At 75.3% G+C, this 22,275-nt stretch carries 23 protein-coding genes; 13 read left to right on the forward strand and 10 right to left on the reverse strand.

All coding sequences use genetic code 11. From position 1 onward, the window contains the following. A partial coding sequence (locus VF468_21070; protein ID HEX5880783.1) for a hypothetical protein occupies positions 1-181 on the reverse strand: 181 nt, incomplete at its 3' end. 97 nt (positions 182-278) lie between these two features. Further along, positions 279-1,112 carry a Gmad2 immunoglobulin-like domain-containing protein gene (locus tag VF468_21075; protein ID HEX5880784.1) on the reverse strand — a complete coding sequence of 278 codons (834 nt, stop codon included), beginning with the start codon at positions 1,110-1,112 and terminating at the stop codon, positions 279-281. A 119-nt stretch (positions 1,113-1,231) separates the two neighbouring features. Between VF468_21075 and VF468_21080 the strand changes: the two genes are divergently transcribed. The 4 genes from VF468_21080 to VF468_21095 all read left to right on the forward strand — a co-directional run bounded on the left by VF468_21080 (position 1,232) and on the right by VF468_21095 (position 5,633). Continuing rightward, a complete protein-coding gene (locus tag VF468_21080; protein HEX5880785.1) occupies positions 1,232-1,915 on the forward strand; it encodes a PH domain-containing protein in 684 nt (227 codons plus the stop codon). A 62-nt stretch (positions 1,916-1,977) separates the two neighbouring features. After that, positions 1,978-3,480, forward strand: coding sequence for an acyl-CoA carboxylase subunit beta (locus VF468_21085; protein ID HEX5880786.1), 1,503 nt, complete (start codon positions 1,978-1,980; stop codon positions 3,478-3,480). Beyond that, the gene (locus VF468_21090; protein HEX5880787.1) at positions 3,477-5,186 is read left to right on the forward strand and encodes a biotin carboxylase N-terminal domain-containing protein; all 1,710 of its coding nucleotides are present in this window, start codon (positions 3,477-3,479) and stop codon (positions 5,184-5,186) included. The genes VF468_21085 and VF468_21090 overlap by 4 nt, the downstream gene beginning before the upstream one ends. Positions 5,187-5,216: 30 nt before the next feature. Then, positions 5,217-5,633 (forward strand): ATP-binding protein, encoded by a 417-nt coding sequence (locus VF468_21095; GenBank protein HEX5880788.1) that lies wholly within the window; start codon positions 5,217-5,219, stop codon positions 5,631-5,633. Positions 5,634-5,661: 28 nt separating this feature from the next. Here the strand turns inward: VF468_21095 and VF468_21100 are convergent, their stop codons facing one another. Beyond that, entirely contained in the window at positions 5,662-6,441 is a 780-nt protein-coding gene (locus VF468_21100) for an enoyl-CoA hydratase/isomerase family protein (GenBank protein ID HEX5880789.1), read from the reverse strand. Between the two features lie 4 nt (positions 6,442-6,445). Further along, positions 6,446-7,402 carry an NAD-dependent epimerase/dehydratase family protein gene (locus VF468_21105; protein HEX5880790.1) on the reverse strand — a complete coding sequence of 319 codons (957 nt, stop codon included), beginning with the start codon at positions 7,400-7,402 and terminating at the stop codon, positions 6,446-6,448. Between the two features lie 119 nt (positions 7,403-7,521). Here VF468_21105 and VF468_21110 point away from each other — a divergent pair, with 119 nt between their 5' ends. From VF468_21110 to VF468_21125, 4 genes are read left to right on the forward strand one after another with little or no spacing between them, the layout of a single operon-like run. Further along, the gene (locus tag VF468_21110) at positions 7,522-9,051 is read left to right on the forward strand and encodes a PP2C family protein-serine/threonine phosphatase (protein HEX5880791.1); all 1,530 of its coding nucleotides are present in this window, start codon (positions 7,522-7,524) and stop codon (positions 9,049-9,051) included. A gap of 57 nt (positions 9,052-9,108) precedes the next feature. Beyond that, positions 9,109-10,257, forward strand: coding sequence for an acyl-CoA dehydrogenase family protein (locus VF468_21115; GenBank protein ID HEX5880792.1), 1,149 nt, complete (start codon positions 9,109-9,111; stop codon positions 10,255-10,257). 14 nt (positions 10,258-10,271) lie between these two features. Beyond that, a complete protein-coding gene (locus VF468_21120) occupies positions 10,272-10,592 on the forward strand; it encodes a hypothetical protein (protein HEX5880793.1) in 321 nt (106 codons plus the stop codon). A 31-nt stretch (positions 10,593-10,623) separates the two neighbouring features. Further along, positions 10,624-11,721, forward strand: coding sequence for a bifunctional nuclease domain-containing protein (locus VF468_21125; protein ID HEX5880794.1), 1,098 nt, complete (start codon positions 10,624-10,626; stop codon positions 11,719-11,721). Here VF468_21125 and VF468_21130 read toward each other — a convergent pair. The 4 genes from VF468_21130 to VF468_21145 form a co-directional block, all read right to left on the reverse strand. Continuing rightward, the gene (locus VF468_21130; GenBank protein HEX5880795.1) at positions 11,718-12,491 is read right to left on the reverse strand and encodes a DUF72 domain-containing protein; all 774 of its coding nucleotides are present in this window, start codon (positions 12,489-12,491) and stop codon (positions 11,718-11,720) included. The genes VF468_21125 and VF468_21130 overlap by 4 nt on opposite strands. A 21-nt stretch (positions 12,492-12,512) precedes the next feature. Further along, complete coding sequence (locus tag VF468_21135) at positions 12,513-12,965, reverse strand: DUF427 domain-containing protein (protein HEX5880796.1); 453 nt, start codon at positions 12,963-12,965, stop codon at positions 12,513-12,515. Between the two features lie 10 nt (positions 12,966-12,975). Continuing rightward, positions 12,976-13,674: a DUF4397 domain-containing protein gene (locus VF468_21140; GenBank protein ID HEX5880797.1), complete on the reverse strand. Its 699-nt coding sequence runs from the start codon at positions 13,672-13,674 to the stop codon at positions 12,976-12,978. Between the two features lie 92 nt (positions 13,675-13,766). Then, on the reverse strand, positions 13,767-14,300 hold the full coding sequence (locus VF468_21145) for a hypothetical protein (GenBank protein HEX5880798.1): 534 nt from the start codon (positions 14,298-14,300) through the stop codon (positions 13,767-13,769). A 172-nt stretch (positions 14,301-14,472) separates the two neighbouring features. Here VF468_21145 and VF468_21150 point away from each other — a divergent pair, with 172 nt between their 5' ends. The 5 genes from VF468_21150 (at position 14,473) to VF468_21170 (ending at position 19,089) form a co-directional block, all read left to right on the forward strand. Further along, positions 14,473-15,333, forward strand: a complete 861-nt coding sequence (locus tag VF468_21150) for a lysylphosphatidylglycerol synthase domain-containing protein (protein ID HEX5880799.1) — start codon at positions 14,473-14,475, stop codon at positions 15,331-15,333. A gap of 72 nt (positions 15,334-15,405) precedes the next feature. Then, a complete protein-coding gene (locus VF468_21155) occupies positions 15,406-15,987 on the forward strand; it encodes a sigma-70 family RNA polymerase sigma factor (GenBank protein HEX5880800.1) in 582 nt (193 codons plus the stop codon). After that, complete coding sequence (locus VF468_21160; GenBank protein HEX5880801.1) at positions 15,974-17,209, forward strand: hypothetical protein; 1,236 nt, start codon at positions 15,974-15,976, stop codon at positions 17,207-17,209. Before VF468_21155 ends, VF468_21160 begins: the two co-directional genes overlap by 14 nt. Then, entirely contained in the window at positions 17,187-18,152 is a 966-nt protein-coding gene (locus tag VF468_21165) for an ABC transporter ATP-binding protein (GenBank protein ID HEX5880802.1), read from the forward strand. Before VF468_21160 ends, VF468_21165 begins: the two co-directional genes overlap by 23 nt. A gap of 46 nt (positions 18,153-18,198) precedes the next feature. After that, complete coding sequence (locus VF468_21170; GenBank protein HEX5880803.1) at positions 18,199-19,089, forward strand: ABC transporter permease subunit; 891 nt, start codon at positions 18,199-18,201, stop codon at positions 19,087-19,089. A gap of 244 nt (positions 19,090-19,333) precedes the next feature. Here VF468_21170 and VF468_21175 read toward each other — a convergent pair whose 3' ends face one another. After that, positions 19,334-21,127 (reverse strand): hypothetical protein, encoded by a 1,794-nt coding sequence (locus VF468_21175; GenBank protein ID HEX5880804.1) that lies wholly within the window; start codon positions 21,125-21,127, stop codon positions 19,334-19,336. Beyond that, the gene (locus VF468_21180) at positions 21,124-22,086 is read right to left on the reverse strand and encodes a glycosyltransferase (protein HEX5880805.1); all 963 of its coding nucleotides are present in this window, start codon (positions 22,084-22,086) and stop codon (positions 21,124-21,126) included. The genes VF468_21175 and VF468_21180 overlap by 4 nt, the downstream gene beginning before the upstream one ends. Between the last annotated feature and the right edge of the window lie 189 nt (positions 22,087-22,275).

Genomic DNA, 22,275 nt, shown 5'->3' on the forward strand with positions numbered 1-22,275 from the left:
CGGCCCCCACCTCTGGGAACGGCTCGACCCCGGCCACCAGCCCGGCCAGCTCGCGCGGGCTGGCCCCGCCGTAGGGTCCGGTCCGCTCCCGGGCCGACGCCTCCAGGCAGCCGGCGGCCGCCCGCAGGGCGCCGGGCACGCCGTCGCCGAACCACCGGCCTCCCCCGTCCTCGCCGGTCACCGGCGCTCCTCCCGACACGAAGATTTAGGCATGACTAAGTCAACCGCGCATCATGCCGGACCGGCCGGGCGATGTCCAATCCGCGTCGTCGACGCCGCTAGCGGCCCACCCACACCGGGAGCGAGACCGAGTAGCCGATCTCGCCGTCCTCGGCGCTGACCTCGAACGCCTCCAGGGTCCAGGGGTGGGGGGCGGCCGGCGGGGTGAAGCGGAGCGCGCCCGCGAACGGCCCCCGGCCGGGGGCGCCCACGGCCGCGGTGGCGTAGCCCTGGGCCACGACCTGGCCGCGGTCGTCGCGCAGGCGCAGGCTGACCGTGCCCTCGTACACGCTGGCCTCGCCCTTGACGACCAGCCGCTGGCCCGCGACCACGGCCCCGGGGGCCGGCTCGGCCAGGGCGATCGGGGCCAGCGGGAGCTTCCGGTCGCGGGCCAGCGGCCCGCCCACGGCCTTGCCGTCGGCCCTGAGCTGGACCTGCCGCACCGTCGGGAACTGGGTCAGGGTGTGGACCAGGGCCTGGACCGGCCAGCGCGAGAGCCGCGGTCCCGTCCCGGACAGCTCCACGGTGGCCGTCCCGTCCTCGATCTGCACCCCGCGCAGGCGGGTCCCGGCCGGGAAGGGCCGGCGCGAGCCCGGGCAGTACGGGTCGCCGGCGAGCAGCTCGCCGATGGCCGCCCCGGCGACCGCCCTGGTGTAGGGGACCGGGTGCCACTCGGGCGCCAGGTAGCGGCGGCCCTCGAAGGTGCGCAGGTAGTACACGGCCAGGTTGAGCTGGCGGCCGCTGAAGTGGCTGTCGCGCTGCTTGACCTGGGCGGCCCGGGCCCGGGCGGCCGCCGTGGTCGCCGGGGCCTGCCCGTCGCCCGCCGCCCCTCCGGTCGGGGCCGCGCAGCCGGCCAGCGCCCAGAGCATGCCAGAGACCGCCAGACCCGCCATCAGGCGTCGCATCGTCCTGGCCCCCAGCGCCGAACCCCGGGCCACGGCGGCCCGGTCACGTCTACCATCCATGACGCTGGTCGCGAATCGACAACGGAGTGGCCTCAGAGGAGGGAAGCTTGGCGTTCCCGGAGCGGCTCCTGGCCGAGCACGAGGAGCTGATCTACGACCTGCGGCCGCACTGGCTGACCCTGGTCGTGCCCGTGCTGCTCACGGTCGCGGTGGTGGTCGGGGTGGGGGCGGCCTGGGTGGTCATGCCCGCCGGCGACCTGCAGCAGCCGGCCCGCCTGGCCGTCGGCCTGCTCGGGCTGGCCGTGCTCCTGGTCACCGTGGCCGGCCGGGTGCTGCGCTGGGCCACCACCCACTTCGTCCTCACCACCGACCGGCTGATCTTCCGCTCCGGCGTGGTGGCCAAGTTCGGCCGCGAGATCCCCCTGGAGCGGATCAACGACGTCACCTTCTCCCAGTCGCTGTTCGAGCGCCTGGTCGGCGTCGGCGACCTGCTCCTCGAGTCGGCCGGCGAGCAGGGCCAGTCCCGCTTCTCCAACATCCGCGACCCCGAGGCGGTGCAGCTCGAGATCTACCGCCAGATGGAGGCCAACGACCGCCGCCGCGCCGGCTACGCCACCACCCAGCCCCACCCGGCGGTCCCCGCCGACCGCACCCCGACCCCCCCGACCCCCCCGATCCGCACGCGCAGCCCCCTCGACGACCTCGAGCGCCTGGCCGACCTCCGCGACCGCGGCGCCATCACCGAGGAGGAGTTCCAGCGCATGAAGCGCGAGCTCCTGGACCGGATGTAGCCGGGTAGGATCGTGGCGTGACCGAACCAGCGGTGGAGCGGCCCGAGCCGGCGTTGCGGGCGCTGGCCAAGCAGGCCAGGGCCGGTGGGGCCGACCGCTACCACGTCAAGGCCCGCGAGCAGGGCAAGCTGTTCGTGCGGGAGCGGCTGGCCCGGCTGCTCGACGAGGCCGACGGGTTCGTGGAGGACGGGCTGCTGGCCAACGCGCTGGCCGGCGACCTGCCGGCCGACGGGGTGGTCACCGGGGTCGGGGCCGTAGGCGGGCGCACGGTGGCGGTGATGGCCAACGACTCGACCGTCAAGGCGGGGTCGTGGGGTGCCCGGACGGTGGAGAAGATCCTCCGCGTCCAGGAGTACGCGCTGCGCCACGAGGTGCCGATGCTGTGGCTGGTCGACTCGGCCGGGGCCCGGATCACCGACCAGGTGGAGATGTTCCCGGGCCGCCGCGGGGCCGGGAAGATCTTCTACAACCAGGTGCGGCTGTCCGGCCGGGTCCCGCAGATCTGCTGCCTGTTCGGCCCGTCGGCGGCCGGCGGGGCCTACATCCCGGCCTTCTGCGACGTCGTCTTCATGGTCGAGGGCAACGCCTCCATGTACCTGGGCTCGCCCCGCATGGCCGAGATGGTGATCGGCGAGAAGACCACCCTGGAGGAGATGGGCGGGGCGGCCATGCACTGCCGGGTGTCGGGCTGCGGCGACCTGCTCTGCGCCGACGAGGACGAGGCCATCCAGGCCGCCCGCCGCTACCTCGGCTACTTCCCGGGGAGCTGGCGGGGCGACCCGCCGGCCGAGGCTCCGCGGGGGCCGGCCTACCCCGGGCCGGTGGCTCCCCTGGTCCCGACCGACGAGTCGCAGCCGTTCGACGTCTACCCGCTGGTCGCGGCCGTGGTCGACTCCGAGAGCTTCTTCGAGATCAAGCGCGAGTTCGCCGCCGAGGTCGTCTGCGGCCTGGGCCGGATCGAGGGGCGGGCCGTCGGGATCGTCGCCAACCAGCCGATGGTCAAGGGCGGGGTGCTGTTCGTCGACTCGGCCGACAAGGTGGCCCGCTTCGTCTGGCTGTGCGACGCTTTCAACCTGCCGCTTGTCTTCCTGGCCGACGTGCCCGGGTTCATGATCGGGACCGAGGTCGAGCGCCAGGGCATCATCCGCCACGGGGCCAAGCTGATCACCGCCGTCAGCGAGGCCACCGTGCCCAAGATCTGCGTGGTCGTGCGCAAGGCGTACGGGGCCGGGCTGTACGCCATGGCCGGGCCCGGGTTCGAGCCCGACGCCACCCTGGCCCTGCCGACGGCGTCGATCGCCGTGATGGGACCGGAGGCGGCCGTCAACGCCGTCTACTACAACAAGCTGGCCGCCCTCCCCGAGGCCGAGCGGCCGGCCGAGGTCGAGCGGCTCCAGCGCGAGTACCGCGAGGACGTCGACCTGGTCCGCCTGGCCGCCGACCTGGTCGTGGACGCGGTCGTCGACCCCGAGGACCTCCGCGGCCAGCTGGCCCGGCGTCTGGCCGCCGCCGCCGGCAAGGACCGCGAGTTCACCCGCCGGAGGCACGGGGTGCCTCCGGTATGAACGCCCGGCCCTTCCGGTCCGTGCTGGTGGCCAACCGGGGGGAGATCGCCGTGCGGGTGCTGCGGGCCTGCCGGGAACTGGGGCTGACCGGGATCGCCGTCCACTCCGACCCGGACGCCGGGGCCCTGCACGTGCGCGAGGCCGACCGGGCCGTGGCCATCGGCGGCTCGGCGGTGGCCGAGTCCTACCTGGACCAGGACAGGCTGCTGGCCGCCGCCGCCGAGGCGGGGGCCGAGGCCGTCCACCCCGGCTACGGGCTGCTCAGCGAGCACGCCGGCTTCGCCCGGGCCGTGACCGGCGCCGGGCTGGTCTGGGTCGGCCCCCCGCCCGAGGCCATCGCCCAGATGGGCGACAAGCTGGCCGCCCGGCGGGCGGTGCTGGCCGCCGGGGTCGAGCCGGTGCCCGGCACGACCGACCCGGTGACCGACCCGGCCGAGGTGGTCGCCTTCGGCGAGGCCAACGGCTGGCCGGTCGCGGTCAAGGCGGCCGCCGGCGGGGGCGGCCGCGGCATCCGCGTCGTCGCCGGCCCCGGCGACGCCGCCGAGGCCCTGGCCGCCGCCACCCGGGAGGCGCAGGCCGCCTTCGGCGACGGCGCCTGCTACCTGGAGCGCTTCTTCCCCCGGCCCCGCCACGTCGAGGTCCAGGTGCTGGCCGACACCCACGGCGCCATCGTCCAGCTCGGGGAGCGGGACTGCTCGGTCCAGCGCCGCCACCAGAAGCTGGTCGAGGAGGCGCCCTCACCCGGGCTGCCGGCCGAGGTCGGCCAGCGGCTGCGCACCTGGGCGGTGGCGGTGGCCAAGGCCTGCGGCTACGTCGGCGCCGGGACGGTTGAGTTCCTCTGGGACCCGGCCTCGGGCGGCGCCTGGTTCCTGGAGATGAACACCCGCATCCAGGTCGAGCACCCGATCACCGAGCAGGTCACCGGGATCGACATCGTCGCCGCCCAGCTGCGGGTGGCGGCCGGCGAGCCGCTCGGCCTGGCCCAGGACGACGTGGCCGTGCGCGGCCACGCCATCGAGTGCCGGGTCAACGCCGAGGACCCGGCCCGCGGCTTCCTGCCCACCCCGGGCACGATCACCGCCCTGCGCTGGCCGGGCGGCCCCGGCGTCCGGGTCGACGCCGGCTACGAACGCGGCGACGCCGTGCCCCCGTTCTACGACGACCTGCTGGGCAAGCTGGTCGCCTGGGCCCCCGACCGCGACCAGGCGATCGCGCGGATGCGGGCCGCCCTCGACGAGCTGGTGGTGGAGGGCGTCGCCACCACCGTCCCGGCCCTGGCCCGGGTGCTTGACCACGACGACTTCCGGGCGGCCAGGCACTGGACGACCTGGCTGGAGGAGGCGGTCGACCTCGCCGGCGTCGCCCCGGCGGCGGCCCCGGAGGACGGCGCCGACTTCCACGTCACCGCCGGCGGGCGGACCTGGCCGGTGCGGCTGTACCGGCACCGCCCCCGGCCCCCCGGCGGCGGCGCCGGCGGCGGGGGGCTGGTGGCCTCGCCGCTGGCCGGGACCCTGGCCAGGCTGACGGTCACCGCAGGTCAGCGCGTTGCCGAAGGGGAGCTGCTGGCCGTGGTCGAGGCCATGAAGATGGAGACGCCGCTGCTTGCTCCGTTTTCTGGCATTGTGGTCGGGGTAAGATCCGCGGTTGACGGGCCGGTTGCGGCCGGCCAGATCGTGGTCGAGCTGGAGGCCGGAGGACGGCGATAGGGGGTCGTCATCGGGTTGTCGGAAGCGGGGATGTTGGAGGCGCAGGGGTTTCGAGAGTTCAGCGGGCACGCCGACCAGGTCGCGGCGGCCCGTCGCTTCGTTGCCTCCGCGATCCAGGGCGGCGGGCCCGCCCGCGACGTCAGCCGGCTCCTCGTCAGCGAGGCCGCCACCAACGCCGTCCTGCACTCGGCCACCGGTGACGGCGGCAGCTTCTCGGTCGCCTACCTGATCTCCGACCACCTGCTCCGGGTCGAGGTCCACGACGGCGGCGGCCCCAGCGGACCGCGCCGCCGCGTCCACCACCTCGAGTCCATGACCGGCCGCGGCCTGGAGCTGTTCGACGCCCTGTCGGACCGCTGGGGCGTGGACGGCAGCCCGGACGGCAGGACGGTCTGGTTCGAGCTCGACCTGGCGGCCGAGGAAGCCCGCAGCGACGCCAGCCGCTAGAAGTCGGGGGGGCCGGGGGGGCTCAAGCCTAGCCCCCCGGCCAATTGGGCTCGCGCTTCTCGACCCAGGCGGCGATGCCCTCGCGGCGGTCGTCGGAGAGGACGGCCCGCCGCCAGGCCTCGTCCTCGACCTCCATGGCCGCCTCCTGGGCCAGGTCGGCGCCCAGGTCGATGGCCCACTTGGCCATGCGGACGGCGGTCGGGGCGTTGGCCGCGATCTCGGCCGCCAGGGCGGTGGCCGCGGTCAGCACCTCTCCCCGGGCCACGACCCGGTCGACCAGGCCGAGCCGGTGGGCCTCGGGGGCGGGGACGCGGCGGCCGGTGAGGACCAGGTCCTTGGCCACCGACCGGCCAACCCGCCGGACCAGCAGCTGGGTGCCGCCCCCGGCCGGGACCAGGCCGAGGCGGACCTCGGGGAGCCCGAAGGTGGCGTCGTCGTCGGCCACCACCAGGTCGCAGGCCAGGGCCAGCTCGGTGCCGCCGCCGAGGGCGAAGCCGGAAACGGCCGCCACCGTGGGCAGGGGGCAGCGGCGGACGGCGGCGAACCCGCGGCGGAACGCCTCCCGCTGCACGAACCAGCCGTGGTCGTCGAAGCCGGCCCGCTGCTTGAGGTCGGCCCCGACGCAGAAGGCGCGCTTCCCGGCCCCGGTCAGGACCACCGCCCGCACCCCGGGGTCGGTGGCCAGCGGCTCGACGGCCTCGGCCAGCTCGACGGCCAGCTCGGTCGAGATCGCGTTCAGCGCCTCCGGCCGGTCGAGGGTGACGGTGGCCACCCGCCCGGCAACCTCCACCCGGACCAGCGAGGTCATTGATTCACCAGGGGGCGACCTCCTGGGACGCCCACGCCCAGGTGCGGGCGAGCCCGTCGGCCAGGCCGACCCGGGACCGCCAGCCGAGGACCCGGCCGGCCTCGGCCGAGTCGAGCGCGATCCGGGCCAGCTCGCCCGGCCGGGCGGGCGCGAACGCCGGCTCGCCGCCCAGCCCGGACACCTCCCGCAGGGCGCTGTACAGCTCCAGCACCGACGTCTCGACCCCGGTGCCGATGTTGACCCGGGCCCCGGGGGCGTCCGGGTGCTGCCCGCCGGCGACGAAGGCGTCGACCACGTCCTCCACGAACACATAGTCGCGGGTCTGGCGGCCGTCGCCGAAGATGGTCACCGGCTCGCCGGCCAGCAGCCGGTTGCAGAAGATGGCCACCACCCCGGCCTCGCCGTGGGGGTCCTGGCGGGGCCCGTAGACGTTCCCCAGCCGCAGGCTGACCGGCTCCAGCCCGTGCAGGTCGGCAAGTGAGGCCAGGTAGTCCTCGGCCGACCGCTTCGACACCCCGTAGGGGTTCGTCACCCGCGGCGGATAGCGCTCGTCGATCGGCAGGGCCGCCGGGTCGGGCTCGCCGTACACCGTCCCGCCGGAGCTGGCGAACACCAGCCGCCGGCAGCCGGCCTCCAGGGCCGCCTTGGCCAGGGCGATGGTGCCGAGCACGTTGACCCGGGCGTCGTGCAGCGGGTCGGCGACGCTGCGGCGCACGTCGATCTGGGCGGCCAGGTGGTAGACGACCTCGGGCCGCGCTCCGGCGACCACTCCGGCCAGCTCCGGGCCGGCCAGGTCGATCTCGGCCAGCTCGACCCGGCCGGAGGAGCGCGCGCCGTCCAGGTTCTCCAGCCGCCCCGTTGACAGGTCGTCGACGACCGTCACCTGGTGCCCGTCGCCGGCCAGGCGGTCCACCAGCGCCGACCCGATGAAACCGGAACCGCCCGTGACCAGCGTTCGCATCCCAGGGTGCCCTTTCGTCGGGGTCGGTCAAGGCGGTCATCGTAGAGGAAGCTCCGTCTTGTCGTCGGCCAATGGATCGTTCAGGCTCCGTCGGGCAGGCCAGGTGTGAGGAGAAGCACGTGCAGGAGGCGGCCACGCCGGTGACGGCCGGCACCCGGGCGGCCGCGGCGAGCCGCGGCTGGCTGCTCCCGTACCTGCTGATCGCCGTCATCGCGGTGGTCGAGGTGCTCGCCGACAACGTGGTCGTGGGCGGGTTCCTGGTCCTGGCCCCGCTGCTGGCCAGCCGGCTGTCGACCCGGCGAAGCCAGGTCATCGCCGTCGGCGTGGTCACCCTGGCCGCGGCCGCAGCCCTGGGGGTCTTCACCGGGAAGCTGACCAGCGACCAGCTCGCCATCCGCGTGGTCCTGATCACCCTGGCCACCCTGTTCGCGCTGGTCAACTGGGGCGCCTCCCAGCGCGAGCAGTCGGCCCTGGAGCGGGCCGCCGACACCATCCGGATGGCCGGGTCGCTGGCCGCCGGCCTCGAGCCGGAGGAGGCCTACGACCTGCTCGCCCAGTCGGCCCGGACCCTGTACGCGGCCAACGCGGCCGCGGTCTACCGCCGCCAGGGCGAGCAGATGGTGACCGTCGCCCAGGCCCGCGACCCCGACGTGCCGGCGATGCCGATCCGGCTGCCGCGGGCGAGCTTCCCGGCCGCCTTCATGACCGTGACCCGGCGGGTCAGCGCCCGCTCGACCGAGCCGGAGGCTCCGATGCTGGCCGCCCGCGGCCTGGCCAGCCTGCTCTGGCTGCCGCTGCTGGACCGCACCGGTGACCAGCTCGGCACCATCGTGCTCGCCTGGAAGCGCGACCCCAGGCTGTCCGCCCAGGCCCTGGAGGCTTCGGAGGCGTTCGCCGGCCTCGGCGCCCGGGCCATCTCCGGCTCCGAGCGGGTGCGGGCCCAGACCGAGGTGCTGGAACAGGTCCAGGCGCTGCTGCTCACCACCCCGCCGGCCTGGGTCGCCGGGTTCCAGGTCGGGGTCCGCTACCAGTCGGCCAGCGGCCTGGCCCAGATCGGCGGCGACTTCTACGACGTGGTCGAGCTGGACGAGCGCGGGCTGGCCTTCATCCTGGCCGACGCCCGCGGCAAGGGGCTGGAGGCGAGCTCGCTGGCCGCCGTGCTCAAGGGCGCCTTCCGCAGCCTGGCCGGCGAGGGGGCCGGCCCGGCCCGCATCCTCAACCGCCTCGACCGGCTGGTGGCCCGCGAGGGCGGCGACGAGGACTTCGTGACCGCCCTGGCCGGGCGGCTCCACCCCGACGGCCGCATCCTGCTCGCCTCGGCCGGCCACCCGGCCCCGCTGGGCGCCGGTCCCCGGCTGGTCCAGGTGGCGGCGCCGCTCGGCCTCGGCACCCAGGCCAACGAGAGCCAGGGCCACCTGCGTCCCGGCCACCGGCTGGTCTGCTACACCGACGGGCTGGTCGAGGCCCGCAACGCCGCCGGCGAGTTCCTCGACCGGTCGGTGTTCGAGGAGGCGGTCGCCGCCGACTCCCTGGCCGCCGCCCTCGACCGCCTGGTCGAGCTGGTCGACCGGCACGCCGCCGGCCGCCACGACGACGACCTGGCCCTCCTCGGCCTGGAGTACGACCCCCGGGGTGGCGGCGGCGGTTAGCATGGCCGGGCGCCCACAAGGCGCCGACCACGCTGCTCATCCCACAAGGGAGTGACGATGGACGTTGAGCTGGCACCCGAGCAGGAGGAGTTCCGCAAGATCGTCCGGGCGTTCGCCGAGCAGGTGGTGGCCCCCCGGGCGGAGGCGATGGACCGGGCCGGGGCGCTCGACCCGGTGGTGCTCGACCAGATGGCCGGCATGGGCCTGTTCGGGCTGCCGTTCCCCGAGGAGGTCGGCGGCATGGGCGCCGACTACACCACCCTGTGCCTGGCCATCGAGGAGCTGGCCCGGGTCGACTCCTCGGTGGCCATCACCCTGGAGGCCGCCGTCGGCCTCGGGGCCATGCCGATCTGGCGCTACGGCACCGCCGCCCAGCACGACCAGTGGCTGCGGCCGCTGGTCACGGGGGAGAAGCTGGGCGCGTTCGGGCTCACCGAGCCGGGCGGCGGCTCCGACGCCGCGGCCCTCACGACCCGGGCCAGCCTGGACGGCGACGACTGGGTGATCGACGGCACCAAGGCGCTCATCACCAACGCCGGCCTGGACCGCTCCAGCCTGGTCACCATCGCCGCCGTGACCGGGCAGCGGCCCGACGGCCGCAACGAGCTCACCAACATCATCGTGCCCGCCGGCACCCCCGGCTACCGGGTCGGGCGCAGCTACGCCAAGGTCGGCTGGCATGCCTCCGACACCCGCGAGCTGATCTTCGAGAGCTGCCGGGTCCCGGTGGCCAACACCCTCGGCGAGCGCGGCAGCGGCCTGGCCAACTTCCTCCGCACCCTTGAGGAGGGCCGCATCGCCGTGGCCGCCCTGGCCACCGGCCTCTGCCAGGGCTGCGTCGACGAGTCCACCAAGTACGCCCGCGAGCGCCAGGCCTTCGGCCAGCCGATCGCCGGGTTCCAGGCGATCGCCTTCAAGATCGCCGACATGGAGGTCCGGGCCCACACCGCCCGCCTGGCCTGGCAGCGGGCCGCGGCCCGGCTCGACGCCGGCCTGCCGTTCGGCCGGGAGGCGGCCATCGCCAAGCTGTACGCCTCCGAGGCGGCCGTCACCTCGGCCCGCGAGGCCGTCCAGGTCCACGGCGGCTACGGCTTCATGGAGGAGTTCCCGGTGGCCCGCTTCTACCGCGACGCCAAGGTGCTGGAGATCGGCGAGGGCACCAGCGAGGTCATGCGCATCCTCATCGCCCGTGCGGTCGGGCTCTGACAGGAGCAGCAGCCGTGTTCGACAAGGAGTTCTTCGCCACCTCCCTGCCCGAGGCCATCGCCACCTACACCGCCGGCACCCCCGCGACCAGCCCCCAGGTCCGCCTCCTGACCGCCGACGGCACCGAGTTCGTGGTCCGCCGCGTCCTCACCGCCACCGCCCCCTGGGTCAGCCTCGAGGTCGTCGAGGACGAGGACGACCCCGACCGCGCCTCCCTCCTGTTCGTCCCCTACGAGCACGTCCGCCGGGTCGTCTTCCGCCCCGCCGCCGACCGCCCCGAACAGCTCGGCTTCCGCCTCCACGAACCCGGCAACCTCGATCCCGCCCCCGGGTAACCCCCGCCACCGCGGGCGCGACTACCGGGTGATGGACGACGTGACGCTGGTGCGGCTGGCCCGGGAGGGGGACGAGGGGGCGTTCGCGGAGCTGGTGGCGAGGCACCGGCCGATGGTGGTCGGGGTGTGCCGGCGGGTGCTGGGGGACCCGGGGCTGGCCGAGGACGCCGCGCAGGAGGCGGTGCTGCTGGCGATGGTCTCGCTGGACCGGCTGGAACGGCCGGAGCGGTTCGGGGCCTGGCTGGGCGGGATCGGGCTCAACGTGTGCCGGCGGTGGCGGCGCGACCAGGCCCGGGAGGCGTGGTCGCTGGCCGCGCTGACCGGCGGGCGGGCCGGGCCCGACCCGGTGCCGGACGAGCCGGCGGAGCGGGCCGAGGCGGCCGACGCGGCCCGGCGGGTGCGCCGGGCGGTCGGACGGCTGCCGGCCGGGCAGCGGGCCGCGGTCGTCCTGTTCTACCTGGTGGGGATGGCCCACCGGGAGGTGGCGGCCGCCCTCGGCATCGGGGTCGGGGCGGTCAAGACGCGGCTGCACAAGGGCCGGGCCGCCCTCCGCGAGGAGCTGGCGGCGTGGTGGAGGGAGGACGACATGGCGACAGCGACCGGGCCGGTGACCATGCGGGTGGCCGAGGTCCGCCGGCAGCCGAAGGAGGAGGGGCGGCCCGAGAAGACGGCCATCCTGCTGTCGGAGGCGGCGGGGGAGCGGCGGCTGTGCATCTGGGTGGGGGCGTTCGAGGGCCTCCAGATCGCGTTCGCTCTCGAGGGGACCGAGCTGCCCCGGCCGATGGCCTACCAGTTCATGACGTCCCTGCTGGCGGCGACCGGCGGCCGCCTTGCCGAGGCCCGGGTCACCGGCCTGGAGGACGGCACCTTCTACGGCGTGGCCGTGGTCGAGGGCCCGGCCGGGACCCAGGAGGTCGACGCCCGCCCCAGCGACGTCCTCAACCTGGCCCTGCTCACCGGCGCCCCCGTCCGCGTCGACCCCGGGGTGCTGGCCGAGGCCTCCGAGTCCGAGCGGGGCGCCCGGTACCTGGCCGAGGCGTCCGCCTATCCCGACGGCACCGCGGCCATCGTGGCCGAGTTCCAGGCCGAGATGGAACGCACCCGCGCCGAGTACCTGCGCCGGCGCTAGCCCGCCGGGGCCTCGTCGGGGGCCGGGACCCGGGTCGGGTGGAGGCCGGCCCGGGCCGCCTCCTCGGCGAACCAGACGGCGTCGCGGACGGCGCAGCCACCGGGGTCGTTGTTGAAGTAGACGTAGGCGTCGGCGCCGGGACCGACCAGCTCGGCCAGGCGGGCCGCCCAGGCGGCCAGGGCCGGGCGGTCGTAGCAGGGGCGGGGGTCGGCGGTGCCTTCGTGGAGGCGCAGGTAGGTCCAGTCGGCGGTGCGCCACACGGGCGTGGGGCGGCGCGGGCTGTCGGCCAGGCAGAGGGCGGCCCCGTGGCCGGCCAGCAGGTCGCGGACCTGGTCGGTCCACCAGCTGTCGTGGCGGGGCTCGACCGCGACCCGGGTCCCGGCCGGGAACGCCCGCAGGGTCCGGTCCAGGGCGGCCGGGTCGGCCCGCAGGGTCGGGGGCAGCTGGAGCAGCACCGGGCCGAGCTTGGCGCCGAGGTGGCGGGCCCGGTCCATCAGGCGCCCGACCGGCTCCTCGGGGTCGCGCAGGCGCCGGATGTGGGTCAGGTAGCGGCTGGCCTTGACGGCCATGACGAAGTCGGGTGGGGTCCGTTCGGCCCAGGCGGCGAAGGTGGTGGCCTCGGGCAGCCGGTAGAAGGCGTTGTTGGACTCGACGGTGGCGAAGCGGTCGGCGTAGTGCTCCAGCCAGCGGGCCTGGGCCAGCCTCTCGGGGTAGAGGCGGCCCCGCCAGTCCCGGTACTGCCAGCCAGAGGTCCCGACCAGCACCGGCACCCGGTGGTCACCTCCGCTCCGTCACCAGCCCGTCGTGCCCGGCCCGCCCTTGAACGGGCCGGTCACCGCCGAGGTGATCCAGCCGCCGTAGAAGTCGCCCGGCTGGGCCTCGACCTGCTCGCCGTCGACGGTCGCCCGGTCCACCTGGCCCGGGTAGAAGGCGTAGCAGCCGCCGATGGCCCCGTAGCCGGGGCTGGGCGACGCGTACGACCAGGCGACCGCCGTATGGTCGCCGGCATCGTAGTACCTGGCCTCGCCCTTGTACTCGCACCAGGTGGCCCGCCGGGCCGACGGCCGCAGCCGCTCGGTGCGGACGTCGGCGGCGGGGATGTAGTAGACGGGCGGGTGGCTGGTCTCCAGCACCCGCAGGCTGCGGCGGGTGTCGGCCAGCACCTCCCCGTCCAGCTCGACGACCACGCGGGCCGCCGAGGGCTCGACCCTCGGCGGCCGCGGGTAGTCCCAGACGGACTCCATGCTCTTCCGATCAGCCGTCCACGGAGACGAACACGTCGAAGCCAGGGTAGTCGTCGGTCGGGCTGAGGAAGCCGACCGCCCAGGCGGTGTAGGAGGTGCTGCCCTTGAGCCGGACCTTGCCGAGGTCCTTGACCACGGTGTTCGTGCCGGCGGCGACGATCCGCAGCCGGTACTTCCAGGCCGGCAGCAGCAGGTAGCCGGTGGCCTCGCCGAACTCGAGGTTCCGGACGACCCGGATCCAGCGGCCGGCCAGCTTGGCCTGGACGTCGACGGCCGGGGCGTCGGGGCTGGTGTGGGCCACCCGCAGCCGCGTGAGGTGGCGGGAGACGGTGTCGCGGTCGCGCAGCACCTTGAGCTGGAGGGCGCCGCCGTCGCCGGTCAGCGAGCCGATGGCGGCGATGGTGGTCGGGCGGCGGCCGAGGCGCACGTCGGCCTCGAGGGCGGCGGGGTCGCTCCCGGTCGACGGGGCCACCTTGACCTGCACGTTGTAGGTCCCCTTGGGCACCTCGAGGTAGTCGCTGAGGGTGCCGTAGGTGACGTCCGACAGCGTCTTGGCGCCGTTGACGTAGATGTCGACCGCCGGCGTGTCGGGGCTGTTGTGGAAGGCGCGGACCTTGGCGGTCCCGCCGGTCGCCGACGCGGGGGCCGCGAAGGCCAGGACTAGGGCGGCGGTCAGGATCGCGCCGACCAGGACGCGGAGTCTTGCCACTACATGACCTCCTGCAACGAGGAACTGGGCACGACCGTACTTCGCGGCCGGCCCGGCGACCGGTTGCAGGGAATCGCGAAGCTGGAGCGGTGCTACTCGAGGCCGTAGCGGTCGCGCATCGCCTGGTCGCTGGGGTCGATCTCGCGCTGGCCGGCCTCGCGGAGGCGCCGGTTGATCTGGTCCAGGTTCTTGCGGACCAGCTCCTTCTCGGCCTCGGTGATGCGGCCGCGGTGGGGCTCGCCGGCGTGCTCGAGGGTGGCGTAGTTGACCTTGCCACGGCCCGAGCGGCCGCCCGACCCGCCGCCGGCGACCGAGCGGGGGCGGTTGCGGTGCTTGGCGATCAGGGCGTCCTGGACGGCCGACTCCATCACGCCGGCCCCGGCCAGCATGTTGAAGTCGTCGAGGCTGACCACCATCCGCTCGCCCTTGCGGGCGCCGGGGGCGATCCACTCGACGGTGACGAAGCGGCTGGCCCCCTGGAGCGTCTCGACCTCCTCGGGGAGGACCTCCAGGGTCACCGGCAGGTCGGCGTACTCGGGGTGCTCATGGACCACGAGCCGACCAAGCGACTGCTCGTCGGCCTCCTTGCCGGAAATGTCCGACACATGGACGACCTTGACTGCCATCAGGGGGGATTCCTCCTTGAAACGGAAAACGTCTGCCGGGCTCATGACGGTAATCCAAATGGGCGGGGCAGGCAAACACCCGGCGCCGCTAGGATGCGCGGCTGTGGATGCCGATTCGCCGCCTGCAAGCGCTCCGAGGCGCTCCCGCTGGCGCACGGTCGCGGTGCTGGCCGTGGTCACGGGCTTTTTCGTGGCCACCCTGGCCGCGCGCTGGAATGACGTCATTTCCCTGAAATGGCGGCTCGAGCCGGGCCTTTTCGCGGTGGCGACGGCGCTGCTGGCGCTTTCCTATGGGCTGGTCGCCTGCCTGTGGGGCCTGGCCCTGCACCGGGCCGCCGGCACCCGGGTGGCCGCCGGGGCCCGGATCTGGTTCCTCTCCAACCTGGCCCGCTACGTCCCGGGCAACGTCTGGAGCTACGTCGGCGCGGTCGAGCTGGCCCGGCGCGAGGGCGTGGCCCGGCGGACCACCCTGGCCGTCATGGCCCTCACCCAGGTCCTCTCGGTCGGGGTGGCGGTGGCGGCCGGGCTGCCCGTCCTCCTGGCCGAGCGGGCCCGGCTGGGCCGGCCGGCGCTGCTGGGCGCGCTGGTGGTGGCCGCCGTGGCGGCGCTGGCGGCGGTGTTCCGGCGCCAGCTCCTGGGGCTGGCCCGCCGGCGCATGCCCGGGTTCGACCCCGCCGACCTGACCCCGTCGGCGGGCACGGTGGCATTGCTGGCGGCCGGCTACGCCGTCTACTGGGCGGTTACCGGCCTGGCCTTCGCCGCCCTGGTGGCCAGCCTCTACCCCCTGGCCCCGGCCGACGTGCCCCTGGTGATGGCCGCCTACGCCGCCGCCTACGCCGCCGGGTTCCTCGCCCTCCTCACCCCGGCCGGCCTTGGCGTCCGCGAGGGCGTCCTGGTGGTCGCCCTGGCCCCGGTCCTCCCGGCCGGTCCGGCCCTGGTCGTGGCCCTGCTCTCCCGGGTCTGGATGATGCTGGTCGAGCTGGCCGGCGCCGGGGTCGCCCACCTGGCCGCCCGCTACCGCACCCCGGTGTAAGACGGCGGGGCCGGGCGGTGTTGGACAGGGTGAGAGGTACCGTGGCCACACGCGGACATCGAAGGAGCGGCAGTGCGCGCCGTGCGGGATGAGGTCGGGGCCCGATCGGGCTCCCAGGAGCGGTTCACGGAGGTGTTCCGGGACCGGTACCGCGAGCTGCACGGGCTCGCCTACCGGCTCCTCGGCGACCACGGCGAGGCCGAGGACGTCGCCCAGGAGACCTTCCTCCGGCTCGACGGGCAGGCGGTGCTGGACCGGCCCGACGACGAGGTCGCGGCCTGGCTGCGCCGGGTCTGCCTGAACACCGCCTACAACCGGCTGCGGGGCCGGCGCCGGACCAGCGCCCGGCTGGAGCGGGCCGGGCTGGCCGACCGGGCCGACGACGAGGCCGACACGGGCGCGACCCCGCTGCTGGACGTCCTCCGGGCCGAGCAGCAGCGGGCGGTGCGCCAGGCCCTGGCCGCCCTGCCCGAGCGGCAGCGGGCCGCGCTGCTGCTGCGCCACGCCGGCTACTCCTACGCGGAGATCGCCGCCACCCTCGACCTGGCCGTCGGCTCGGTCGGGGTCCTGCTCGCCCGCGGCGAGCGGGCGTTCCGTGAGGCCTACCTCGACAGCGACGACGCCGACCCGGGAGCCTACGATGCCCTGCCCTGACCTCGGCGCCCTACGGGCGTCCATCGACGACCCTGGCGGCACCCCGGCGTCCGTGCGCGAGCACGCCCGCGGCTGCGCCGCCTGCTCCGGCACCCTGGCCGAGCTTCAGCGCAACGCCGAGCTGGCCGCCCTGGCCATCGCCCTGACCGCCCCCGACGCCCCGCCGGCCGCCGCCGAGGTCGAGGCCGCCCTGGCCCGCCTGGAGCGCCGCCGGGACCGGCTGGCCGCCACCCGGACGGGTCCGGTCGCGGCCCCGGCCGGGCCGGTTCCCGCCGAGCCGGCCCCGGCCGCGGGAGCGACACCGCCCCCGGCCCCGATCCCCTTGACCGGGCGCGGCCGGCTGGCCGGGCTCGGGGCCCGGACCCGCGGGGTGGCGGCGGCACTGGTCGCGGCCCTGGTGCTGACCGGGCTGGTGGCCACGCCGGGCGGGCGGGCCGCCGCCGCCGGCTTCCTGGCCCAGTTCCGCAGTCAGCGGCTCGAGGTCGTCCCGCTCGACCCCGGCCAGGCGACCCAGGTCGAGGACGTCGTGACTGACCTGGTGGAGACGGGCGTGTTCACCGGCGACGCCATCAAGATGGGCGGCCTCGGCGAACCCCAGGTGGCCGCCGACCTGGCCCAGGCGGGCCGCATGGCCGGCTTCGCGGTCCCGGCGGTCGACCCGTCGGTGCTGCCCGCCGGGGTCGAGCGGACCCCCCAGCGGATCCTCGTCACCCGGGCCCAGGAGTCCCGCGTCACCTTCGACCGCGACCGGGCCCTCGACTACCTGCGCCGCAACGGCCGCCCGGGCGCGACCCTGCCCGAGCGGTACGACGGTACCCGGCTGGTCATCCAGGTCCCCGCCGTGGTCGTGCAGCAGTACGCGGGCCGCGACGGCGGGCCGGCGCTGCTGGTCGGCAAGGCCGGGACGCTCGGCCTGAGCACCGAGGGCGGGGCCAGCCTGGCCGAGCTCCGCGAGGTCGTGCTGGACCTGCCCGGCCTGCCCGCCGAGACCGTGGCCCGGCTCCGGGCCATCGGCGACTGGCGCGCCACCCTGCCCCTCCCGGTCCCCTCCGACGAGGTGCGCTCGCGCCCGGCCACCGTCGGCGGCGCCGAGGCGCTCAGCTTCGCCGACCGGACGGGCCGGCTCAACGCCCTGCTCTGGCAGCGCGACGGGCACATCTGGGGGGTGGCCAGCGTGCTCGGGAGGGACGAGACCCGCGATGTCGCGGACAGCCTCCGCTGACCAGACGGCGTCCGCCGGGACCTCCACCGAGGTCCCGGCGGTCGCCACGTCCGGCCTGCGCAAGGCCTTCGGGTCCCGGGTCGCCCTGCACGACCTGACCCTGCGGGTCGAGCCCGGGGAGGTGTTCGGGTTCCTCGGGCCCAACGGGGCCGGCAAGACCACCGCCATGAAGATCCTGCTCGGCCTGGTCCGGCCCAGCGGCGGGGAGGCCCTGGTCCTCGGCCGCCCGCCGGGCGAGCCGGCCGCCCGTCGCCGCGTCGGCTACCTGCCCGAGCACTTCCGCTTCCAGGAGTGGGCGACCGGCGCCGAGCTGCTCGGCTTCCACGGCCGCCTGGCCGGCATGGACGCCGCCACGCTGGCCGGCCGCATCCCCGAGCTGCTGGACCGGGTCGGCCTGGCCGGGCGGGGCGGCGAGCGCGTCCGCCGCTACTCCAAGGGCATGACCCAGCGCCTCGGCCTGGCCCTGGCCATCCTCCACCGTCCCGACCTGGTCCTGCTCGACGAGCCCACCTCGGCCCTGGATCCGGTGGGCCGCCGCGAGGTCCGTGAGCTCGTCCGGGAGCTGGCCGCCGGCGGGGTCACCGTGTTCCTCAACTCGCACCTGCTCACCGAGGTCGAGGCGGTCTGCGACCGGGTGGCGATCGTCAGCCAGGGCCGGGTCCTGGCCAGCGGGCCCCTGGACGACCTGGCCGGGGCCGCGACCCAGCTGCGGCTGCTGCTGGACCGCGCCGACCGCGACGTGCTCGATCTGCTGGGACGGCGCGGCCGGGTCGTCGCGGTCGAGGGCACCACCGTCACCCTGGCCGTCGAGACCCTGGACGTCGCCCCCGACCTGGCCCGGCTGCTGGTCGGGGCCGGCTACCAGCTGTACGGGATGGTGCCGGTGCAGCGGTCGCTGGAGGACGTCTTCGTCGACCTGGTCGGGGAGGTGCGCGAGCAATGAGCAGGGCGGGCGCATACGAGACCCTGGTGGATCGGAGGGCGCGCCGGTGAGCGTCCTGGTGGTGGCCCGCTGGACGGTGCTGGAGGCCCGCCGCCGCCGGCTTCTGGCGGCGGGGGTGGTGCTCAGCGTCGCCTTCGTGGCCCTGTTCGCGGTCGGGTACGCCCTCCTCTACCACGACCAGCAGCGGGCCGTGCTGGAGGCCGGGACGCTCGGCCCCGGCGTCCTGTCGGCCCGCGAGGAGCTCCTGGCCGTCTCGACCCTGGTGCTGGTGCTCGGGCTCTACGGGGTCCAGTTCCTGGGCGCGCTGCTGGGGCTGTTCCTGGGGGTCGCCTCGGTCTCCCCGGAGATCGACTCGGGCGCCCTCCACGCCGTGCTCGCCCGTCCCCTCAGCCGCCTCCAGTACCTCCTCGGCCGCTTCCTCGCCCTGGCCGGGCTGCTCGCCGCCTACGTGCTCGTGATGAGCGGCGCCCTCCTGCTCACCGCCCGGGTCGTCGCCGGCTTCACCCCCGGCGACGCCCGCCGGGTGGTCGGGCTCATGCTGCTGGAGGTCCTGATCCTGCTCGCGGTGAGCCTGCTCGGCAGCACGGTGCTGCCGACGCTGGCCAACGGGGTGGTCATGCTGGCCCTGTTCGGCCTGGCCTGGCTCGGCGGCATCCTCGGGTTCGTGGCCACGATCCCGCCCGGCAACGAGCTGCTGGCCAACCTGGGCACGGCCGCCGGCCTCCTGCTCCCGGCCGACGCCGTCTGGCGCGGAGCGTCGTTCCACGTCCTCCCGCCCGGCTTCCTGGCCGCCACCTCCCTGGCCGGGGGCGAGGTGGACGGCCCGCCGTTCGTCTCCACCGCCCCGATGGCCCCGGCCATGCTCGCCTGGGCGCTCGCCTACCCGGCGGCCTGCCTCGCCCTGGCCGCCGCCGCGTTCCGCCGCCGCGACCTCTGAGAGTTCGCACCGGGCGTCTGGATGGCCGCGCCGGCGTCGTTGCGACGGGGGGTGTGGACAACCGCGCACCCCCTCCTCCCGGGTCGGCTACCCTCCCGAGTGGGGGCCCGCACCGGAGGTTGGTGGTTCCGCCATGCCCCGGCCCCGGGCCCCGGGGAGCCGCCCGGGCCCGGGGTGGCCCGCCGCCCCCGGGTAGTCAGGCCGGCCCGGGCAGCCAGGCTGCGCCCCGCGTGGCCACGCTGGGTCAGCCGGTCCGCTCGAGCAGGGCCAGGGGACCATCGCGAGCCACCAGGCGGAACTGGCCGCTGGCGACCAGGCGGTCGACGGTGACCTGCCACTCGCCGGGGGCGAACACGCGCGGCTCGTCGACCACCACGACCTGGCGGGTGCCGGTCTGGCGGAGCACGTCCAGGGCGGCCGGGTCGGCCAGGCCGCGGTTGAGCGGCTCCAGGCGGGCCACCCGGTCGGTCAGCCAGGGGGCCGGGGTCTGGTTGTAGGCGTTCAGCGTCCGGCGCCGGCTCTGCGCTCCCAGATAGGTACTGACCGAGTTCCAGGTGACCGCCTGGCCCAGGATCGGCACCCCCAGCACCGGCCCGGCGCCGTCCCCGGCCGCCCGCAGGGCCGCCACCACCCGGTTGTCCGCCCTGTCCGGTTCCAGGCGGTTCCTGGAGACCCGGTAGTCGGCCAGCAGGCCGACCGTGACCAGCGACAGCACGACCGCCGCGGCGACCAGGGCGCGGCGCCGCCCGGCGAGCAGGCCGGCGGCCACGTCCAGGGCGGTCACGGCCAGCAGGACCAGGATCAGGACCGTCACCACCATCAGCCGCTCCGGGACCCGCTGCAGGGAGAGGAACGGCAGGTGGTCGAAGAGGAACCGGTACACCTGGACCCCGGCGACGTTCGCCCGCGCCCCGTAGGTGAGCAGCACCAGGGGCACGGCCAGGACGGCATAGGCGAGCGCGGCCCGCCGTCTGGCCACGACCGCGACCAGGCCGGTCCCGGCCAGCACGAGCAGCGGCCAGCCGACGTAGATCAGCCCCTCGCCCTGGGTGCCGAAGCTCTTGCGGACCAGCGCCCAGACCGAGGCGGGGGAGTAGAGCACGACCTGCTGCCAGCTGCCGTTGTCGCCCGCCACCGATCCCTTGAACACGGCCTGGAAGACGAGCAGGACGTAGGCGCAGGCCACCGCGAGGGTGGCCACGACCACGGCCAGCGGCCCCCAGGGCACGCCGCGCCGGCCGGCCAGGCCGGCCACCAGCGCCCACACGACCAGGAACCCGAGCAGCCCGGTCAGGTACAGGATGAGGTGGAACTCGCCGCTCGTGGCCACGGTCAGGGTGACCGCGGCCAGCCCGGCCGCCGGCCAGCCCCAAGGCCGCCCCGCTCGCCGCCGTTCCATCATGACCTCGAAGGCCAGCAGCGCCGCCGGGAAGGCCCACCACATGACGGCGTTGAAGTGGCTGGTGAGCTGGAACATCCGGTGGGGGGTGAAGGCGTAGGCCAGGGCGCCGGCCGCGGCCAGGAGCTGCCAGCGGGTGTGGCGGCGCAGCCAGGCGAACGCGGCCAGCCCGGCGGCCACCGAGGAGAGGGCGAGGGCCAGGTTGTAGGCGGGCACCAGGCCGGCCAGCGGCCAGGTGCCGGCCAGCAGGGCCGTCCAGGGCACGTCCAGCGAGGTGGTCTTGAGCGGGGCCGGCCCGGCCGCGCCCTCGCGCAGGTCCAGGTACGGGCTGCGCAGGGCGCGCACGTTGTCGACCACCACCGACTGGATGAACACGTTCTGGAGGTGGTCGCCGCCGTGCATGCCGCCGGGGCGGGCGACGAAGTTGGGTTCGGCGGCCACGCCGCGGTTGCCGGCCATCGTCCAGAAGTGGTCCGGGTGCAGCGCCAGCGGCCAGGTCAGGACCACGAACGCGGCCAGGCTGGCCAGGGCGACGGCGACCCAGGTGGCGGCCCGGCCGCGCGCCGGCCCGGGGTCGGGCGGGGCGGGCGCCGGGTTGGACGCCGAGGAGCCGGAGGGAGGTGCCTCGGTGGCGCTCAAGGGTCGCGGTCGAGGTCGCGGGCCAGCCGCCGTTCCAGCCGCTCGACCCGCTCGGAGACGTTCACCACCAGCTCGCCGAGGAACCCGACGAGCACGATCAGCAGGCCGGACAGGATGGCGATACCCGCCGCCAGCATCAGGGGACGGCGCTGGGTCTGGGTGGCCAGGAACAGCCAGCCGAGGTAGGCCCAGACGAGCAGCCCGGCGCCGATCAGGGCCGAGCCGAGGCCGCCGAAGAAGATGATCGGCTTGCGCTGGAAGGTGAGCAGGAACTTGAGGGTCACCACGTCGATGGCCGACACCGGCAGCCGCCCGAGGCCGAACTTGGACCGGCCGGCCTCGCGGGGGCGGTAGGGGACCTTGACCTCGCCGATGCGGTAGCCCTCGTGGTGGGCCAAGACCAGGATGTAGCGGTGCCACTGGGAGCGGAGGGCGAGGCCGTCGGTGACCTCGCGGCGGAACGCCTTGATCCAGTTGAGGTCATGGACCTCGAGGCCGAACAGCAGGCGGCAGGCGACGTTGGCGATCCGGCTGGCCACCCGCTTGCCGTCGCGGCGGCCCTGGCGCCAGCCGGCGACGACGTCGTAGCCCTGGTCGAGCTTGCCGAGCAGCAGGGGCACGTCGACCTCGGGGTCGGACTCCAGGTCGGCGGGGAGGAACACGATGACGTCGCCGCGGGCCTCCCGGAAGCCGCGGTTGAGGGCCTCGGTGAGGCCGAGGCGGCGGCGCTGGCGGATCAGGCGGACCCGGGGCTCGCGGGCGGCCTCGGCCTCGACGGCGGCGGCCGTGCCGTCGCTGGAGCCGTCGTCGACGTAGACCAGCTCCCACGGCCGGCCCAGCTCGGCGAAGGCCTTGGCCGTCTTCTCGACGAACGCCGGGACGGTGGCGGCCTCGTTGTTGGCCGGCACGACCACCGAGACCAGCGGCTCGCTGGACCCGGTCACCGGTGCCTGCTCCATGTGCGCATGCTCGCATCATGCCAAGCCCGGGGTCACGCGGACCACCCCCGACATCGGGGCATAGGGGGCGGACCGCCATAGAACGCAGGGCTGCAGGAATCTGGCGGGCGCGCCGATACCCCAAGGATCGACGCTCTCGTGGGTGACTTATCCCGGAGAGTGGTTGGAAGCTTTACTGGAGGTCGATGG

The sequence above is a fragment of the Actinomycetota bacterium genome (genome assembly GCA_036280995.1).
GTDB lineage: Bacteria > Actinomycetota > CALGFH01 > CALGFH01 > CALGFH01 > CALGFH01.

What these genes read in the sequence shown, in the direction of transcription:
- VF468_21075 (HEX5880784.1), bottom strand. Translation starts at nt 1,112, where the DNA reads ATGGCGGGTCTGGCGGTCTCTGGCATGCTCTGGGCGCTGGCCGGCTGC.
- VF468_21090 (HEX5880787.1), top strand. Translation starts at nt 3,477, where the DNA reads ATGAACGCCCGGCCCTTCCGGTCCGTGCTGGTGGCCAACCGGGGGGAG.
- VF468_21095 (HEX5880788.1), top strand. Translation starts at nt 5,217, where the DNA reads ATGTTGGAGGCGCAGGGGTTTCGAGAGTTCAGCGGGCACGCCGACCAG.
- VF468_21100 (HEX5880789.1), bottom strand. Translation starts at nt 6,441, where the DNA reads ATGACCTCGCTGGTCCGGGTGGAGGTTGCCGGGCGGGTGGCCACCGTC.
- VF468_21105 (HEX5880790.1), bottom strand. Translation starts at nt 7,402, where the DNA reads ATGCGAACGCTGGTCACGGGCGGTTCCGGTTTCATCGGGTCGGCGCTG.
- VF468_21115 (HEX5880792.1), top strand. Translation starts at nt 9,109, where the DNA reads ATGGACGTTGAGCTGGCACCCGAGCAGGAGGAGTTCCGCAAGATCGTC.
- VF468_21125 (HEX5880794.1), top strand. Translation starts at nt 10,624, where the DNA reads ATGGACGACGTGACGCTGGTGCGGCTGGCCCGGGAGGGGGACGAGGGG.
- VF468_21135 (HEX5880796.1), bottom strand. Translation starts at nt 12,965, where the DNA reads ATGGAGTCCGTCTGGGACTACCCGCGGCCGCCGAGGGTCGAGCCCTCG.
- VF468_21145 (HEX5880798.1), bottom strand. Translation starts at nt 14,300, where the DNA reads ATGGCAGTCAAGGTCGTCCATGTGTCGGACATTTCCGGCAAGGAGGCC.
- VF468_21160 (HEX5880801.1), top strand. Translation starts at nt 15,974, where the DNA reads ATGCCCTGCCCTGACCTCGGCGCCCTACGGGCGTCCATCGACGACCCT.
- VF468_21165 (HEX5880802.1), top strand. Translation starts at nt 17,187, where the DNA reads ATGTCGCGGACAGCCTCCGCTGACCAGACGGCGTCCGCCGGGACCTCC.
- VF468_21180 (HEX5880805.1), bottom strand. Translation starts at nt 22,086, where the DNA reads ATGGAGCAGGCACCGGTGACCGGGTCCAGCGAGCCGCTGGTCTCGGTG.